The sequence below is a fragment of the Actinokineospora sp. UTMC 2448 genome (assembly GCF_024760565.1).
Taxonomy (GTDB): Bacteria; Actinomycetota; Actinomycetes; order Mycobacteriales; family Pseudonocardiaceae; genus Actinokineospora; species Actinokineospora fastidiosa.
The window spans coordinates 5,920,327-5,936,112 of record NZ_CP031087.1 but is presented as its reverse complement, the minus strand read 5'-3'; the positions used below and the strand labels follow the sequence as shown (position 1 = coordinate 5,936,112).

The following is a 15,786-nucleotide window of genomic DNA, read 5'->3' as shown; positions in this document are numbered from 1 at the left end:
GCGGGCGCGGGCGCGCGTTACCGTCGTGCGCCGTTCGGCCTAGCCTGCCCGGGAATCGAGGCGGTCGAACGGATTCGCCGCCAGGGAGGCGAACCGCTCCACGTGACGGCGCGATCGCGGGAAGTCCAGCTCCTTGAGCGCGTCGGTGACCGCGGCCATGAACGGCGCGGGCCCGCAGGTGAACGCGTCCGCGTCGGCGTGCGGCGCGGCCAGGTCGGCCAACTGCTCGACGGAGGGCAGGCCGCGCTCGCTCTCCAGCCAGTGCGTCACCGACAGCCGCGCGTTTCCGGCCGCCAGCGCGGCGAGCGCGTCGGCGAAGATCACCGACTCGGCGTCGCGGTTGGCGTAGACGAGGGTGATCCGCCCGGTCCCGGCGTGCAGCGCGGACTTGACGATCGACAGGATCGGCGTGATGCCGCTGCCGCCCGCGAACAGCAGCAGGTCGGCGTCGAGCGACTTCGGGGTGAACACGCCCATCGGCGGCAGCGCCTCGATGACCGCGCCCGCGCACGCGGTGTCGCACAGCAGGTTCGAGGCGTAGCCGTCCGGGGCGCGCTTCACCGTCACCTGGGGGCGCTCGCCGAGCAGCGGCGAACTCGACAGCGAGTAGCAGCGCGCCACCGATCCGGTGAGCTCGCTGGGCACGCGTAGAGTCAGGTACTGGCCCGGCAGGTAGTCGAGTTCGGCGTCGAAGACGATGGAGCTCGCCTGCGCGGTCTCGGTCACCACCTCGGCCACCGGCAGTCGCAGCGCGGTCATCTCGGCACACCCCCCGTGATCGGACAACCCCCAGTGTGCCGTGCGCGTCCAGCCTTCACGTCCGTGCCAGTGCCCTCGTTAGTCGTTGGCACGCGCGTTCGATAATGTCGGGAGGGCCAGGTCGGGCCCTGGGGAACCGCTATCACGAGAGGTGCCTGGTCATCGAAACGGGTCAGCTGGTCGCCGGCAGATACCGCCTGTTGGAGACCATAGGCAGCGGCGCCATGGGCGTGGTCTGGCGCGCCCGCGACGAGCGGCTGGAGCGCGTGATCGCGATCAAGCAGCTGATCATCCGCCCCGGCCTCACCCCGGCCAAGACCGAGGAGGCGCGCAGGCGTGCCATGCGCGAGGCGCGCATCGCCGCGCGCCTGCACCACCGCAACGCCGTCGCCCTGCTCGACGTCGCCGAGCACGACGGCGACCCGTGCCTGGTGATGGAGTTCGTCAACGCCCGCAGCCTGTCCGCGGTGATCGCCGAGCGCGGCACGCTGCCGCCCGAGCAGGTCGCCGCGATCGGCTCGCAGGTCGCCGCCGCCCTCGCCGCCGCGCACGCGGCCGGGATCGTCCACCGCGACGTCAAGCCGGGCAACATCCTGCTCGACGACCAGGGCACGGTGAAGATCACCGACTTCGGCATCTCCAAGGCCACCGGCGACCACACGATCACCACCGACACCGGCGTCCTGGCGGGCACCCCCGCCTATCTCGCCCCCGAACTCGCCCGCGGCCAGCAGCCCACGACGGCGTCGGACGTGTTCTCCCTCGGCTCGACCCTGTACCACGCGCTGGAGGGCACCCCGCCGTTCGGCCTCAACCCGAACCCGCTGGCGCTGTTACACGCAGTGGCCAACGGTGACGTGAAACCCCCGCGCAACGGCGGGCAGCTCACCTCGGCCCTCATGACCCTGCTGCGCACGGACCCGGCCGAACGTCCGACGATGGACGAGGCCGCGACCACCCTCGCCGCCCCGACCGCCCCCATGGCGGTCCCGTCGCCGACCCTCCTGGAGCGCACGGTCCCGGCCCGCCGCCCGGCGCCCCCGGTCCAACAGCGCCCCGCGTCGCCGGTCCGCCAGCCCACCCCACCCGCCCCGGCCCCCACCCCGGCCGCGCCGCCCCCGCCCCGCCGCGGCGTCCTCATCGGCGCAGCCGCGGCAGTCGCCGTCCTAGCCGCCTCGGTCGTCCTGGTCCTCACCACCCAGGGCGACAAGACCACAGCCAACCCGAACACGGAAACCCGCACGGTCACGGTCAGCAACCCACCGACCGAGACGTCGACGACCCCGCCCTCCACCCCGAACGCAGGCGCGGCGCGCGTGACCAACTTCTCCGCCGCGGGCGAGGCGGTGATCGCCTTCTACCTCAGCAGCACTCCGGCCGCCCAGCGCTGGGCGCTGCTGACACCGAACGCCCAGGCGTACTTCGGCAGCAAGGCGGAGTTCGACACGTACTGGGCGCAGTACGACTATGTCGCATCCGAGGACGCCAACCAGGTCACCGTCAACGACGACGGCTCGGCGAACGTCCCCGTCACCGTCATCCTGACCAAGGACGACCAGGAGTCGTCCGACCGGTTCACGGTCCGGGTCGTCAACGTAGCGGGCAAGCACATGATCGATTCGGACCCGCGCGTCTGAACGGCGCCCCCGCGCACGAATCTGCCCCGCCGAGGATTGCCCGGCGTCTGAACAGCGCGGGAAGCCGCAGAGAAGCAACACCGGCAGGCCGGAAGGTATCCCGACCGGCCTGCCGGAATCGTGCATGACTGCGCACCCACGATCGGCGGGTCAGGAATCCTACTTCCCGCCAGCGGCCGTCACAGGTCCCTCGACCGTAAGCCAGCACCAACTGACATAGCCGTTCACCCTGGTCCGCCGGTTGGCGCCGTACGACCATTGGTCGAAATAGGTCCCGGTACGCGTGCAGAGGTGGCGCTCACCGGTGATCTGGAACACCTGCGTCCAGCAGTCCCCGTCGTTGCCCCTGCCTATGACCTGGGAATTCGTGACACTTCTCGCGGACCGAATCGCGATGTTGGTGCCACCGAAGTCCAGTCCGGGATAGCACGGATTGGCTGCGGCTGATGACGATCCAGCACTTCCCTGTGTCGGTGACGCCGACATCGCGGGCGCGGCCGTGACAATGAGCGCGACGGTCGTCGCCGTTACCCCCAGCGATCTTTGGAGCATCGATCGAAAACTGGTCATTTCCCCCTGCTTTCAGCGAAGTTCATGATCATCGTCGCGTTTCTTTCCTATGGTGTGCACCGCCGTTCGAGGGAAGAGAAGGCGGCCGGGCTTGAACCACGGGAAGACCCCGACCCTGGGCGCGGGGGCGATCCCGCGGTGTCCTGCGATGTCCCCGGCACTCGATCGACTCGACCCGCGCGTCTGATCGATTGCGTTCGGCGGGCTGCGGTGAGAGCGTGGACGCCATGCCGTTGATGCCTGTGACCGACTCGATGTTCCTGCTGGGCGAGTCGCGGGAGCATCCGTTGCATGTGGGTGGGTTGCAGTTGTTCGAGCTGCCGCCCGGGGCCGAGCCGTCCTACGTCAACGACGTGCACAAGTCGTTAATCGAGGTCGGGGACCTCCATCCGCTGTTCCGGCGTCGGCCGCGCGGGCCGGTGAACTCGGTCGGGCAGATGGTGTGGACCAATGACGACCTGCTGGACCTGGAGTACCACGTCCGGCTGTCCGGGCTGCCGTCGCCGGGGCGGGTGCGGGAACTGTTGGAGCTGGTGTCGCGGCTGCACGGCTCGCTGCTGGACCGGCACCGGCCGCTGTGGGAGTCGCACCTGATCGAGGGGGTGGAGGGCGGGCGCTTCGCCGTCTACACCAAGGTCCACCACGCGCTGCTCGACGGCGTCTCCGCGCTGCGCCTGATGCGCGACGCGCTCTCGACGGACCCGGACGAGCGCGGCATGCGCCCGCCCTGGGCCGCGGCCCCGCGCACCGACGCCACCGGCCGCCGCGCCGAGCCGGACCCGCTGGCCGGGCTGGCCAACGCCGCGCGGATCGTGCGGGACGTCGTCGGGCTGGGCCCGGCCGTCGTGCGCTACCTCAACCAGGCCTTCGCCGAGCAGGCCGCCACGCTGCCGTTCGAGGCGCCGCGCTCGATGCTCAACGGGCCGATCACCGGCGCGCGCCGCTTCGCCGCGCAGGGCTGGCCGCTGGAGCGCGTGCGCGCGGTCGGCGAGGCCGCCGACGCCACGGTCAACGACGTCATGCTCGCCATGTGCGCGGGCGCGCTGCGCGAGTACCTCGGCGAGCAGGGCGCGCTGCCGGACCGGCCGCTGGTCGCCGCCGTGCCGATCTCCCTGCGCGCCGACGAGACCGCCGACGGCGGCAACGCGATCGGCCTGATCCTGTGCACCCTGGCCACCGACCTCGCCGACGCGGGGGAGCGGCTGGTCGCCATCTCGGACTCCATGCAACGCGGCAAGGACTTCTACCGCGGCATGAGCCAGCTGCAGATCACCGCGCTCAGCGCGATCCCGTTCGCCCCGCTGGCCATCGCGCTGCTGCCGGGCGCGCTGCGGCTGACCCCGCCGTCGTTCAACCTGCTGATCTCGAACGTGCCCGGCCCCAAGCAGCCGCTGTACTGGAACGGCGCGAAGCTCGTCGGCGTGTACCCGCTGTCGATCCCCTACGAGGGACAGGCGCTGAACATCACCGTCACCAGCTACGCGGGCAGTCTGGAGTTCGGCCTCACCGGCTGCAGGCGCAGCGTCCCCCACCTGCAACGGCTGCTGGGCCACCTCGACACGGCGCTGACCGACCTGGAGAAGGCGGTCCTGTAGACGATCGCGTCACGGCGGGCGCGGCTCGACCGAGCCCCGCCCGCCCGACGGTCAGCCGCTCTTGCGGCGGAACTGGCGCTTGCCCCCGACCTTGCCGTGCGCGTCGTGGACCTTGGAGCCGGTGTTGAGGTGCTTCTCGCCCTCGCTCGCCTTCGCGTTCTTGCGGGCCAGGGCCGCCTTGAACTGCTCACGCACGTCGGCGGGCTGGGCGTCGACCTCGGTTTCGGCGGTGGGTTCCGGTGTGTCGGCCATAGGGACCTCCCGAGAGTCGCGGCTGTCGCCCCAGCCTGGCACGGACGGCGGAATCGGTCGACTCGTTTAGCCCTGTTCCGCGCGTGACTTGAGTCCCTCGCACTCCATGGCCAGGTACCGGTCGGTCAGGCCCGCGGTCAGCCTGCCGACGAGCGTGCCCAGCCAGCCCTCCTGCCGCAGCCGCAACGACACCCTGGTGCCGTCGCCGTGCGGCTCCACGACGTGCTCGGCGGTCGTGCGGACGCCGGGGCCGGTCGCCACCCAGGTCCAGGACCGGCCCTCGGTGAGCTCGGTCAGGGTCCACACCGTGGTCGGGAGTTTCGGCTGCTTGATGCGCACGCGCTTGCCGACGCCGAGCGGCGGCGGGTCGAGCGGGGTCGCCGAGGTCACCGAATTGGTCCAGTCCGGCCACTGCGCCACCCGGGTGAAGACGGACCAGACGTGGGCCGGATCGGCATCGATCAGGACGTCAGCGGTGAACTCCATGGCCCACAGCATAGGGACCGCGATGATCGTCTCCGGAGGACAACCACTATCCTCCCTGCGCGGAGGACTTACGGTGAACCTGCTCGACCACATCGCATCCGTGGCGGCGCTGGCGGGGCGCCCCTGGCACGATCACGCCGCGTTGGCGGCCGACGAGCACCTGCGCTTCGAGTGGTACCGCGACGCGGTGCCGCGGGACGAGACCGCCTTCCTCCGGCTGGTCCTGGCCGACCCCGACCAGGAGATGGCGATCGCCGCGGTGGTCGCCCGCATCGATGAGCGCGCCCGGTCCAGCGTGGACTTCCACGCCTGGGCCGACCGGATCGCGCCCGCCTGCGCGCACGTCGACTTCATCCGCCGCAGGCTCGCCGAGTGGCGGCTGCTGCTCGACGCGTTCGCGGGCAGACCCGTCGACTCCGCCGCCGTGCTCGCCGCGTCCGACTGGGCCCAGCGCAAACTGGCCGCCGTGGTCGACGGCGACCTGCTGGTGCTGCTGGCCGAGCACGGCAGGACCCGCCGCGTGCGGGCGCTGACCAGGGTCCCCCGACCGGCCCGCCCCCGAACGGCCCACTAGTCCTTGACGGTGTTACGAGCGACCAGGCCGCCGCGATGTGCAGCGCATGGCGCGAAGATCGCTGTTCCTGGTGCTGGCGCTGGCGGTGTCCTGCGCGGGCGAGGCCCGGGACGCGGGGAAGTGCACGGAGCACCGGTGCGAGATCACCGTCTCGGGCTCGCCGACGCTGGAGGTGCTGGACCGGCGGATCAAGGCGGTCGTCGCGGGCGGCGCGGTGCGGATCTCCGGCGCGGGCGTCGACGTGACGCTGAACCCCGGTGAGGCGGCGCTGGTCGACGGCGTGCGCGTCGAGGTGGGCTCGGTGACCGACGGCACCGCCAAGCTGATCGTCACCGAGTGACCGCTTACCGGACGGTAGCCGGGCTGGATCTTGGTCCATAGAGCCGGTCCATAACATGTGCCGCATGGAACTGGAGTTCCGACATCTGCGCGTCCTGATCGCGGTGGCGGACGAGGGCAGCATCACCCGGGCCGCCGCCGCGCTCGGGATGTCGCAGCCCTCGCTGACCGCGCAGGTGCAGCGCATCGAGCGCGCGCTGGGGGCGCCGCTGTTCGAGCGCGGGCGGGCGGGCGTCGTCCCGACCGGGTTCGGCCGCACGGTGCTGTCCAAGGCCCGGTCCGTGGTGAGCGAGATGGCGGGCCTGCAGAGCGTCGCACCGCCCGGGGCGGGCTCGACGGGCGGGGTGGAACTGCACCTGGGGTGCTACCCGGGGGCGCTGGCGTCGGCCGTGGTCCCGCGGCTGGTGGAGGCGCACGACGAGCCGCTGCGCGTGCACGTGCACAGCGACCCCAGCGCGGCGGACCTGCTCGCCAGGGTGCGGGCGGGCAGGCTGGACGCGGCGATCGTGGTGGAGCCGGTCGGGTTCGAGGTGACCCCGCCCGACGGGCTGCTGCGCGAGGTCGTCGTGCCGGTCGAGCCGAAGTTCGTCGCGCTGTGCGAGGACCACCCGCTGGCCGCGGAGGAGGAGGTCGACCTCGCCGCGCTGGCCGACGAGAACTGGGTCGTCGACCCGCATGTCGACGCGGGCCTCATCGCGGCGCTGCGCTGGGCGTGCGGCGAGGCCGGGTTCGAGCCGCGGATCACCCACGAGATCAGCGACGCCAGCTCGGCGCGCGAGTTCATCATCACCGGGCAGTGCGTCAGCATGGCGCAGCCGACCTCGTCGGAGGGGCGCGGCCTGGTCGTGCGGCCGATGCGCGGGGACCCCATCACCGCGCGCGTGGACCTGGCGTGGCGGCGGCCGCCCCCGCCGGTCGAGCCCGCCCTGCTGCGCAGGCTCATCGCCGAGTCGTACCTGGCACTGACGGTGCGCAACCCGAGTTACGCCCGGTGGTGGGCGGAGAACGGCGTTACGCTCACCTGAGGCGAACGCACAGCTGACCAATCCACGATGGACGGTTTCGCGAACCGGGAGTCCGCATGGGAGCCGAGTCCGACCCGAGCACACCGCTCGACCGGCGGCGGTGGGCGCGGACCGCGGCAGGTCTGCCCACGATCGGCGCGTCCGGGCCGGACCAGGCCGCGCCAGACGACGTGCTGAGCCAGGTCGACACCACCTGGGACGAGCGCCTCACCCGGCTCAGCCAGCACGACCGGGTGGCCGTGGGCCCCTCGCTGTCCGCGGTGTCACGGCAGGTGCTGCGCGCCGAGGCCGACGGCCCCGACCGGTGGGTGCTCATCATCCAGTCCGGCGATCCCGACCGCGCGGCGCCGCAGGTGCGGCCGCTGCGCAACTGCGTGCTCGGCCGCGTCGCCGAGGACGCCTCGGCCGGGCTGGTGGTCGTCGAGCTGCTGTTCGACCGCCCGCTGGCCCGGGGCGAGACGGTCATCACCGAGCACGAGCTGGTGAACGTGCCCGTGCTGGACGGCACCTACGAGCGCAAGTTCAGGCTGCCCGTCCGCGAGTTCGTGCTCGAGGTCGGGTTCGACCCCGAGCACCCGCCGGAGTTCTGCGAGCAGTACACGCGCGACGACCGGGGGATCGAGGACAGCAGGCCGGTCGCGCTGGACCGGGGCTGCTCGGTGCACGGGGTCGCGCTGAACTTCGGGCCGGGCAGCTACGGGTTCCGCTGGGGCGCCGCGAACTGAGCGCCGTTCACGGATTGGCCCGGCACTTCCCGGCCTGGTCGGGCGGCGTATTCGAGGCAGTTAACAGTTGTTATTGCCGAAGCGGTTGCCGGAGTGCGTGAGTTGCGGGGAATATGGGTGCCGGATGGTGCCTCAGGCCGTGCAGGGTCGGCCGCGGGGACAACACCGTCCGGTCTCACCGCAACGCGTCCGCGGCCGGGACACCGCGGACAGCGCCCTCGCACGGTGAGCGTTCGGGCCCCGGGTCGGCTTCACGCCGAACCCGGGGCCCTTTCTCATGCTCGGCGACCGAGTTTGTTGTGACCGTTGACAAATTCGTGGTCGTTTCTTCACCATGGTGTGAGAGCGCGCTCACACCGACAAGGGAGTCACCGTGTCGCTCACCCTGCGCATAGCCGCTGTCCTGTTGACCCTGCTCGGCGCGATCACCGTCCCGGTCGCGTCGGCCGCGCCACCGGCCGTGCTGCCGATGGTCGTGTCCAACGATTCCGGCCGGTCCGAGGCCGTCCACCTCTACCTGACCGGCGTCAACACCCAGACCGGGAGGCTGGGCTACGTGACCGCCGCCGGCGTGTTCACGCCGTGGCCCTCCGGCTCGATCCCGCCGTCGCCCGCCCCCGACGTCGCCATCCCGGGGCCCGGGCCGGGCGCGGCCACCACGCTGCGGGTGCCGCTGCACTTCTCCGGGCGGATGTACATGTCCTTCGGCGCCAAGCTGCGGTTCTTCCTCACCCCGACCGGCCTGGTCGAGCCCGCGCCGTGGGCGCCGGGCGATCCGAACCGCGACATCCTGTTCGACTGGAGCGAGTTCACCTACAACGGCTCCGGCCTGTGGCTCAACAGCTCCCAGGTCGACATGTTCTCCGTCCCGCACGCCGTCGAGGTGACGGCGTCGAACGGCCAGGTCAGGCGCACCGGGACGCTCGTGGCCGACGGGCGCGCCCGGATCTTCGGGGCGCTGCAGGGCGAGTGGGCCCGCCTCGTCCACCGGCGCTCCGACGGCTTCCCGCTGCGCGCGATCGCGCCGCGCAAGGGGATCGAGCTGGGCCTGTTCCCCGCGTCGTACTTCGCGCCGTACGTCGACAGCGTGTGGTCCGAGGGGCGGACGCTGGTGGTCGCGCCGTTCCAGCACAACCCGGCGGTGCGGTTCACCGGGCGCGTGTCCGGCGGCGTGCTGCACTTCACCGACGGCTCGGGCGCGCGGGTCGCGTCGTTCGGGCGGCCGCCGTCGAAGGACGTCTTCGGCTGCGACGGCGTCCTGCACGCGCCCAACGACCAGGTGGTCGGCCCGATCGCCCGGTCGCTGTGCGCGGACCTGAACCGCTCGACGCTGGGGCACCACCCCACGTCACCGGTCTGGACCGCCGCGGACTACTACACCCGCGCGATCACCAACCACTACTCGAAGGCCATGCACGCCAACATGGTCGACGGCCGCGCGTACGGCTTCGCCTTCGACGACGTCGGCGGCCACGAGTCCCTGGTGCACGCCCCGGACCCGCGCTCGGCCCGGATCGCGCTCACCCGGTTCTAGTCGCTCTCCTCCAGCTGCGGCCGCGCCTGGCGTTCGAGGTACACCTCGGTGCCGTGCGCGGCCGCGCTGAGCTGGGCGAAGGTCGGCAGCAGCTCGGCTGCCTCGCGCACCTGCTCGGGGTGGCGGGCCAGCCACCAGACGACGGCCTTGCCCGGGTCGGACAACACCTCGGAGGTGAGGTAGGCCCGGGCGGCCTGTTCCAACTCGCGCTCGTGGTCGCGGATCTGCTTCTCCTTGCGCACGTCCTGCAGCCGCTTGAGCCGCTCGGCGTCCTCCGGCGGCACGGTCAGCCCGACGTCCTCTGCCCACGCGGTGATCTGCCCGGTCCGGTCGCTGAGCTGCGCGCCGAGCTCGGCGGCCAACCGGACCTGGACGCCGTCGGGATCGGTCGGCGAGCCCTGCACGGTCACCTGCCGCGCGCGCTCCAGGACGGCGTGCACGGCGAGCCCGCGCGGATTGGCGTGCTGGGGGAGGGGGCCGTGGGGGCGCCAGCAGACGGTGCAGGAGAGCGTGAACCGGTAGTAGGGCTCGGCGCTATCGACCGGGATGGCCGGGACGTGGTGCTCCTCCCGAGGCGGCGCCTCGGTCTCGGCGGCCTTCACCTGCTGCGCCCGCGCCGCCTCGACCCGCAGCGCGCGCTGCTCCCGCTGAAACCCGATCTGCCGCACGACGGCCACCGCCCCCGCCACGGACACGGCCAGCGCCACCAGCGTCACCCAGTCGGGAACGCTGAGCACCAGCCGCACCAGAAACGGCACCACGAGCGCGGCGGCCACCACGGCCGCGGGCGCCCACCATCGAGCGGCGTCATCCACACCGCCCTGATTACCTGCTGCGGGTCCGGACAGGTAGCCCCATCCGGCGCATTCCCTCAGTCAGTCGCCTCCCGTTGATCCGATCGGGTGCGCGCGCCCGGAACGAACCCGCCGACGAGCGCTGACCCACTACGAAGATCGACGGAGGGGGTGCCGTCATGACAAGCCCGAGGGAGAGCTTCGAGACCGACCTGGCGCAGCTGGGGATGGTGGGCGGATGGAGCCTGCCGTATCTGGCGCACCTGCTGGAACAGGAGGCGGGCCGGTACGGCTCCTACGAGGGACTGGGTGCGCCCGGCGGGTACGCAGGGCTGGCGGAGTCCGACTTCTGGGATCTGACCGGCGAGTTGCGCGACCGCAACCGGCGCGCGATCGAGGTCGTGACGGCGACCGCGGAGGCCCTGCGGGACGTGGTGAGCCTCTACGGCCGCGCCGACGGGCAGGGGTGAACGGTGGTGGAGGCCTCGGCCTGGCCGAGCGATCAGCCCATCTACGACCTGATCGCCCAGATGGCGGCGGAGGCGGGCGAGTTGATGGAGGATCCCGCGGCCGGGATGGAGATGGACCAGCGCCTCTACGGCGTCGCTTCGCAGGTCCTGTCCATCTCGCCGCCGGTCGTGTGGGACACCTTCGCCAGATACTCGTTCCCGCTCCGCGAGGGACACGTGACCGAGTTGAACGACACCCTGAGCCACATCACCCTCTCCCTGGAGGACTGGAACGGCGCCGCGGCGGACGCGTTCCGCAGGCACATCGGCCGCATAGGCACCTTCCTCGACAACCAGCGCACGCATGTCGACAAACTGCTGCGCTTCTTCCTCGCCGCCTACTCGCTCGCCACCGAGGCGCGGGAGGACATGAAGACGGCGATGGAGCACTGGATGTCGGTCTCGCGCCAGTTCCGTGCCGACGAGGAGGCGAAGACGCTGGCCACGGGGATCAAGGTCGGTGTCGCGCTGGTCGCGGGCGCGGTGGGGGTCATCACGAGCGGCGGAACGCTCCTTGCCGTGGGCCTTACCGTGGGAGCGGCGATGGCCGCGGGTGCGGCTGAGGTGGTGACCGCCCCAATGGGCGGCGCCAGCAAGGAGGACGTGCTCGCCTCGGCTGACGGCGCGATGCGCAAGCTCGTGGAGAGGTATGACGACGGGGTTGCGTACCTGAAGAACGAGATCCGCGCCTACCTGGGCGAACTCACCCCCGTGTCGGACTTGTTCGAGCCGCTTCCGACCTTCACGGACGTGGACAGCCCGGACTTCCGGTACGAGCACTTTCACCATCAGGCGTACTTCTCGGAGACGTTCGGCGCGGAAGTCGACCGTGCGCACGAGATCCATGTCAAGAAGCAGGAGTCCGGCGGTGGGCTGATCGGGCGCCGACTCGAAGGCGGTGACACGTGATCCGGGGCAGGGTCGCTGTGGTGGTCTGTCTGCTGTTGTCCCCTGTCGCCTGCGCGGAAATCCCACCGGCGCCGCTGCCGCCGCAGTCCACCGGCACGTCGACGTCGGCGCCGCTGACCACAGTCCCCCCGATCGACGATCCGATCAGCCTGGAGAGGTGGGCGGGCGACCCCTGCGGTCTGCTCCAGTCGCCGATTCGCTTCGACACCGTGAGCGGCTCGGATTCACCCGCCGCCGAGTTGAGTCAGGTGTCGAGAGGCCTCTGTGTGGCGACGTGGCCGGGGGAGTCCTACCGGGTCGAAGTCGAGATCTTCACCGACAGGGACATCCTGGGCGAGGAGTACGCGAAGGCGACGACCGATCTGCGCAGCTGGATCCCGGACATGCGTATCCACGGCTTTCCCGCCATCGGGCACGTGCGGACGGACGTCCTGTGTCGCCTGACGATCGGCGTCGCGGACCAGCAGGGGCTGCAGTTCCGGCAGACGCCGATGCAGCCGCCAGGCAGCCACGACCGCTGCCTGCTCAACCGGAAGGTCCAGGAAGAGGCCATGTACCGGCTGGTCAAGAGCACCCGTTAGAGCTTGAGCCGCTCGGATTCCTCCTGATCGACTCCAGTCACCGCCAAGCAGGGCCTCGACTGACCCGGGCGCGGATGCCGTTCGACGCCGATCGCTGCCTGCGACTGATCCGGGTGTGGGAAGGGGTCATGCGGACGCTGGTTCGCGGTCAGCGGGGGCGATCACTCCGCGAAGCGGGTCGTCGGGTGGCCGCCGGTGCCTGTGTCGCAGGGGTGCAAGCCGGACGCGGTGGTCACCAGGAGGGTGGTGGTCGTGAAGCAGCAGCCCGTCGGTTCGGTGATCGGGATGGTCAGGCACGTCGGGCCTACGCAGCGGACCCCGTTCGGGACGGCGGCCCAGAGTTGACCCGTGTGATCCACGGCCAGGGCGGTGGCGACGTCGTCCGACAGGTGGGTGGGAGCGCCCAGTAGGCCGTTGGCTAGGTCGTATGGGTGCGCGTCGATGCCCGTCGGGGTGGCGCGGTAGAGGGTGGTGGCGGAGGGGTGCCAGGTCAGGGCGAGGGTGGGGCCGGTGGCGGCCACGCGGAGGCGGCCGGAGAGGTCGGCGCGGAGCAGGGCGTCGGGGGTGGCCAGCCAGAGGCGGCCGCCGGGGTCGCACGTCAGCAGGTCGGCCGCGGGCCACGGGGTGGGGGACTGCCTGCCGTCGCGGCGCAGGTGCACGACGCGGGACGGGGTGGCGACCAGCCAGCCCGTGCGGCAGGGGAGGGCGCTCAGCGGGCGGTCGTCGAGGGCGTAGGCCGCCACCTGGCGGACGGCCCCCGCGGCGACGCGGCCGACGCGGAGGCGTTCGGCGGGCTGGTCGAGCCAGCAGAGCTCCAGCCCGCACCACACCGGCGCGCGGGCGGGTCCGGCGAGCGAGCGCGCCGTCGTCGTCATGGGCCACCCCCAACTGGTCCAAACCAATCTGGGGGATGGCGCGCCCGCGCGCAAGGGGTCAAAGGTCCGCGATCGCCGCCCGGATGCGCTCGGCGTAGGCCTCGGCGGGGTGCTCGTCGTCGTACTTGACCCTCGGGCCGAGCCAGAAGCGCAGTCCGTCGCGTCGGTTGCGCGGGATCACATGCAAGTGCATGTGTGGAACTGACTGGCTAACGACATTATTGAGCAGCACCATCGAGCCGTCCGAACTTGTTGCGATTTCGATGGCCCGCTCCAGGCGCTGTGCCGTGAGGAAGAAGTCGGCCACCCGATCGGCCGGGAGATCACTCATCCGGACCACGTGGATTTTGGGAACCAGCAGCGTATGGCCTCGGAAGAGCGGCCGATGGTCCAGGAAGGCGATCGTCCGATCATCCTCACGGACGACCGAGGCCCCCAGATCACCGCCGACGATTCGGCAGAACGCGCACGCGTCCGACACTTGTTTCGCCACCTGGCACTCCCATCCGAATCCACCTGGGCACAATGGTGCCCGTGACCGTTCCAGACACGCCGTACGAGGTGCGCCGGACGCCCACCCAATACCGTGCCAGCCGACGCATCGAGCGCATCCTCGACGCCGCGTCGCGCGTGGCGGCGGAGAAGGGGTTCTCGGGCACCACGACCGCGGACATCGCCAAAGCCGCCAAGGTGTCCATCGGCTCGGTCTACCGCTACTTCCCCGACAAGCTCGCGGTCATGAAAGCGGTGCACGGGCGCAACTCCGTGCGGTACCGAGAACTCGTGCGCGAGGCGACCAAGGAGCTCACCGACGCCGACTGGCGCGCCGCCGTCGACCGGTCCTTCGCGATCTACGTCGACATGTGCCGCACCGACGACGGGTTCCGCGCGGTGAGCAAGGCGGGCCTGGCCGCCACCGAGCTCGACGAGAACGGCGGCCCGGACGACCCGCTGGCCGACACGCTGTCCGACCTGCTGGTCGACCGGTTCGGCTTCGCCGACACCGTCGACCTGCGCACCGCGCTCCTGCAGTGCGTGACGGTCGGCGACGTGCTCACCCGGCTGGCCTTCCGCCTGGCGAACGCGGGCCACCAGGACACCCTCGCCAAGACGCACCGGATCATCGTCGACCTCGTCGCCGAACACGCGCCGGGATAGCGGGGCGGGCGGGGCGGCGCCGCAGGGTCGGCCGATTTCCGACGCCGCCACGCCCGGCGGATTTGTTTCCGCGAGCAACAAAATAGTCACCCCGCGCGCGACGGGCGTACCGCCTTTCGGCCGCAGTCGAATTCCCTTCGATGGGAGCGCTCCCCGCGAGTGCTGAAACGAATTCGCGATGGTTCGGGAACGGTACGGCCGCACCGCGGTTCCGCGCCCCCGCCGCGGCCGGTTTCCCGGCCCCATCCTGGCGTCCCGACGACAACTGGAGACGCGGATGAGCCGGATCGCCACGCTCGCCGTGCACGCGGGCCGCGAAGACCTCGCTGGCCTGGGTGTGCACGTCCCCCCGATCGACCTGTCCACCACCAACCCGGTGCCCGACCTGGCCTCGGGCGCTGCCGCGTACGACGCGCTGGCCTCCGGCGGCGTCCCGCCCGCCGACGGCGGTCTGGTCTACCAGCGGCTGTGGAACCCGACGGTCGCCCGCTTCGAGGTCGCGCTGGCCCGCCTGGAGAGCGCCGAGGCCGCCGTCGCCTTCTCCTCCGGCATGGCCGCGCTGGCCGCCTGCCTGCTGGCCGCCAGGGCCGAGGGCGCGCCGCACGTCGTCGCCGTCCGCCCGCTCTACGGCGGCTCCGACCACCTGCTGGCCACCGGACTGCTCGGCACCGAGGTCACCTGGACCGGCGCCGACGACGTCGCGGGCGCGATCCGCCCGGACACCGGCCTCGTCCTGCTGGAGACCCCGGCCAACCCGACGCTGGAGCTGGTCGACATCGCCGCCGTCGTCGCCCAGGCGGGCGCGGTGCCGGTGGTGGTCGACAACACCTTCGCCACGCCGGTCCTGCAGCGCCCGATCGAGCACGGCGCCGCGCTTGTACTCCATTCGGCCACCAAGTATCTGGGCGGGCACGGCGATGTGATCGGCGGAGTGGTCGCCACGTCCGAGGATTGGGCCGCTCGGCTGCGCCGCGTACGCGCCGTGACCGGAGGGCTACTGCACCCGTTGGCGGCCTACCTGTTGCACCGGGGTCTGCAGACGCTTCCGCTGCGGGTGCGCGAGCAGCAGCGCGTCGCGGCGTCGCTGGCCGGATGGCTCGCCGAACACCCGCTGGTCGAGCGCGTGCACTACCCTTCGGGGCCGCTGGTCGGCTCGCAGATGGCGGGCCCCGGCGCGATGGTCGCCTTCACCGTGGCAGGCGGATTCGAGGCCGCAGCCCGTACGGTGGAGCACGTGCGCCTGATCACACACGCGGTCTCCCTCGGGGGCGTGGACACCCTGATCCAGCACCCCGCGTCGCTCACCCACCGGCCGGTGGCCGACTGCGCCAAACCGGCAGCAGGGGTGTTGCGAATGTCGGTCGGCCTGGAAGATGAGCAGGACCTACGCGCAGACCTGGAGGCCTCACTGAAGGTTGCTCACGTCTGACGTAGATTCGGCCGGACGGGTCCGGGGGCGGAAAG

Annotated in this window: 18 protein-coding genes; 12 read left to right on the top strand and 6 right to left on the bottom strand. The window is 71.5% G+C overall.

The window, feature by feature from the left end:
* Positions 1-39: 39 nt before the first annotated feature.
* Positions 40-759, bottom strand: a complete 720-nt coding sequence (locus Actkin_RS27080; protein WP_309569084.1) for an FAD-binding oxidoreductase — start codon at positions 757-759, stop codon at positions 40-42.
* Positions 760-983: 224 nt separating this feature from the next.
* On the opposite strand from Actkin_RS27080, the gene Actkin_RS27075 reads away from it, so the two are divergent.
* Positions 984-2,396 carry a serine/threonine-protein kinase gene (locus Actkin_RS27075; RefSeq protein ID WP_229786708.1) on the top strand — a complete coding sequence of 471 codons (1,413 nt, stop codon included), beginning with the start codon at positions 984-986 and terminating at the stop codon, positions 2,394-2,396.
* A gap of 797 nt (positions 2,397-3,193) precedes the next feature.
* Positions 3,194-4,561 carry a WS/DGAT/MGAT family O-acyltransferase gene (locus tag Actkin_RS27070; RefSeq protein WP_189209891.1) on the top strand — a complete coding sequence of 456 codons (1,368 nt, stop codon included), beginning with the start codon at positions 3,194-3,196 and terminating at the stop codon, positions 4,559-4,561.
* A gap of 51 nt (positions 4,562-4,612) precedes the next feature.
* On the opposite strand, the gene Actkin_RS27065 is transcribed toward Actkin_RS27070, so the two are convergent.
* Both Actkin_RS27065 and Actkin_RS27060 read right to left on the bottom strand, forming a co-directional pair.
* On the bottom strand, positions 4,613-4,813 hold the full coding sequence (locus Actkin_RS27065; RefSeq protein ID WP_189209892.1) for a DUF5302 domain-containing protein: 201 nt from the start codon (positions 4,811-4,813) through the stop codon (positions 4,613-4,615).
* Between the two features lie 66 nt (positions 4,814-4,879).
* Positions 4,880-5,299 (bottom strand): SRPBCC family protein, encoded by a 420-nt coding sequence (locus Actkin_RS27060; protein WP_258904734.1) that lies wholly within the window; start codon positions 5,297-5,299, stop codon positions 4,880-4,882.
* A gap of 73 nt (positions 5,300-5,372) precedes the next feature.
* Here Actkin_RS27060 and Actkin_RS27055 point away from each other — a divergent pair, with 73 nt between their 5' ends.
* From Actkin_RS27055 to Actkin_RS27035, 5 genes are all read left to right on the top strand, one after another.
* Positions 5,373-5,873: a hypothetical protein gene (locus Actkin_RS27055; RefSeq protein ID WP_189209894.1), complete on the top strand. Its 501-nt coding sequence runs from the start codon at positions 5,373-5,375 to the stop codon at positions 5,871-5,873.
* Between the two features lie 46 nt (positions 5,874-5,919).
* On the top strand, positions 5,920-6,213 hold the full coding sequence (locus tag Actkin_RS27050) for a hypothetical protein (RefSeq protein ID WP_258904733.1): 294 nt from the start codon (positions 5,920-5,922) through the stop codon (positions 6,211-6,213).
* A gap of 64 nt (positions 6,214-6,277) precedes the next feature.
* Positions 6,278-7,237: a LysR family transcriptional regulator gene (locus Actkin_RS27045; RefSeq protein ID WP_189209896.1), complete on the top strand. Its 960-nt coding sequence runs from the start codon at positions 6,278-6,280 to the stop codon at positions 7,235-7,237.
* Between the two features lie 56 nt (positions 7,238-7,293).
* Positions 7,294-7,962 carry an XRE family transcriptional regulator gene (locus Actkin_RS27040; RefSeq protein ID WP_189209897.1) on the top strand — a complete coding sequence of 223 codons (669 nt, stop codon included), beginning with the start codon at positions 7,294-7,296 and terminating at the stop codon, positions 7,960-7,962.
* A gap of 373 nt (positions 7,963-8,335) precedes the next feature.
* On the top strand, positions 8,336-9,496 hold the full coding sequence (locus tag Actkin_RS27035) for a beta-1,3-glucanase family protein (protein WP_229786709.1): 1,161 nt from the start codon (positions 8,336-8,338) through the stop codon (positions 9,494-9,496).
* On the opposite strand, the gene Actkin_RS27030 is transcribed toward Actkin_RS27035, so the two are convergent.
* Positions 9,493-10,311 carry a hypothetical protein gene (locus tag Actkin_RS27030; RefSeq protein WP_258904732.1) on the bottom strand — a complete coding sequence of 273 codons (819 nt, stop codon included), beginning with the start codon at positions 10,309-10,311 and terminating at the stop codon, positions 9,493-9,495. The two genes, Actkin_RS27035 and Actkin_RS27030, sit on opposite strands and share 4 nt — an antisense overlap.
* 158 nt (positions 10,312-10,469) lie before the next feature.
* On the opposite strand from Actkin_RS27030, the gene Actkin_RS27025 reads away from it, so the two are divergent.
* The 3 genes from Actkin_RS27025 to Actkin_RS27015 are packed head-to-tail and all read left to right on the top strand — an operon-like array spanning position 10,470 to position 12,289.
* Positions 10,470-10,760: a hypothetical protein gene (locus Actkin_RS27025; protein ID WP_258904731.1), complete on the top strand. Its 291-nt coding sequence runs from the start codon at positions 10,470-10,472 to the stop codon at positions 10,758-10,760.
* Positions 10,761-10,766: 6 nt separating this feature from the next.
* A complete protein-coding gene (locus Actkin_RS27020; protein ID WP_258904730.1) occupies positions 10,767-11,708 on the top strand; it encodes a hypothetical protein in 942 nt (313 codons plus the stop codon).
* 20 nt (positions 11,709-11,728) lie between these two features.
* Positions 11,729-12,289: a DUF3558 family protein gene (locus tag Actkin_RS27015; RefSeq protein WP_258904729.1), complete on the top strand. Its 561-nt coding sequence runs from the start codon at positions 11,729-11,731 to the stop codon at positions 12,287-12,289.
* A gap of 161 nt (positions 12,290-12,450) precedes the next feature.
* On the opposite strand, the gene Actkin_RS27010 is transcribed toward Actkin_RS27015, so the two are convergent.
* Positions 12,451-13,164: an SMP-30/gluconolactonase/LRE family protein gene (locus Actkin_RS27010; protein WP_258904728.1), complete on the bottom strand. Its 714-nt coding sequence runs from the start codon at positions 13,162-13,164 to the stop codon at positions 12,451-12,453.
* 58 nt (positions 13,165-13,222) lie between these two features.
* Positions 13,223-13,657, bottom strand: coding sequence for an HIT family protein (locus Actkin_RS27005; RefSeq protein WP_258904727.1), 435 nt, complete (start codon positions 13,655-13,657; stop codon positions 13,223-13,225).
* A 41-nt stretch (positions 13,658-13,698) separates the two neighbouring features.
* On the opposite strand from Actkin_RS27005, the gene Actkin_RS27000 reads away from it, so the two are divergent.
* Together Actkin_RS27000 and Actkin_RS26995 are read left to right on the top strand one after the other, a co-directional pair.
* Entirely contained in the window at positions 13,699-14,322 is a 624-nt protein-coding gene (locus Actkin_RS27000) for a TetR/AcrR family transcriptional regulator (protein WP_189209900.1), read from the top strand.
* A gap of 277 nt (positions 14,323-14,599) precedes the next feature.
* Complete coding sequence (locus Actkin_RS26995; protein ID WP_258904726.1) at positions 14,600-15,751, top strand: trans-sulfuration enzyme family protein; 1,152 nt, start codon at positions 14,600-14,602, stop codon at positions 15,749-15,751.
* Positions 15,752-15,786 lie beyond the last annotated feature (35 nt).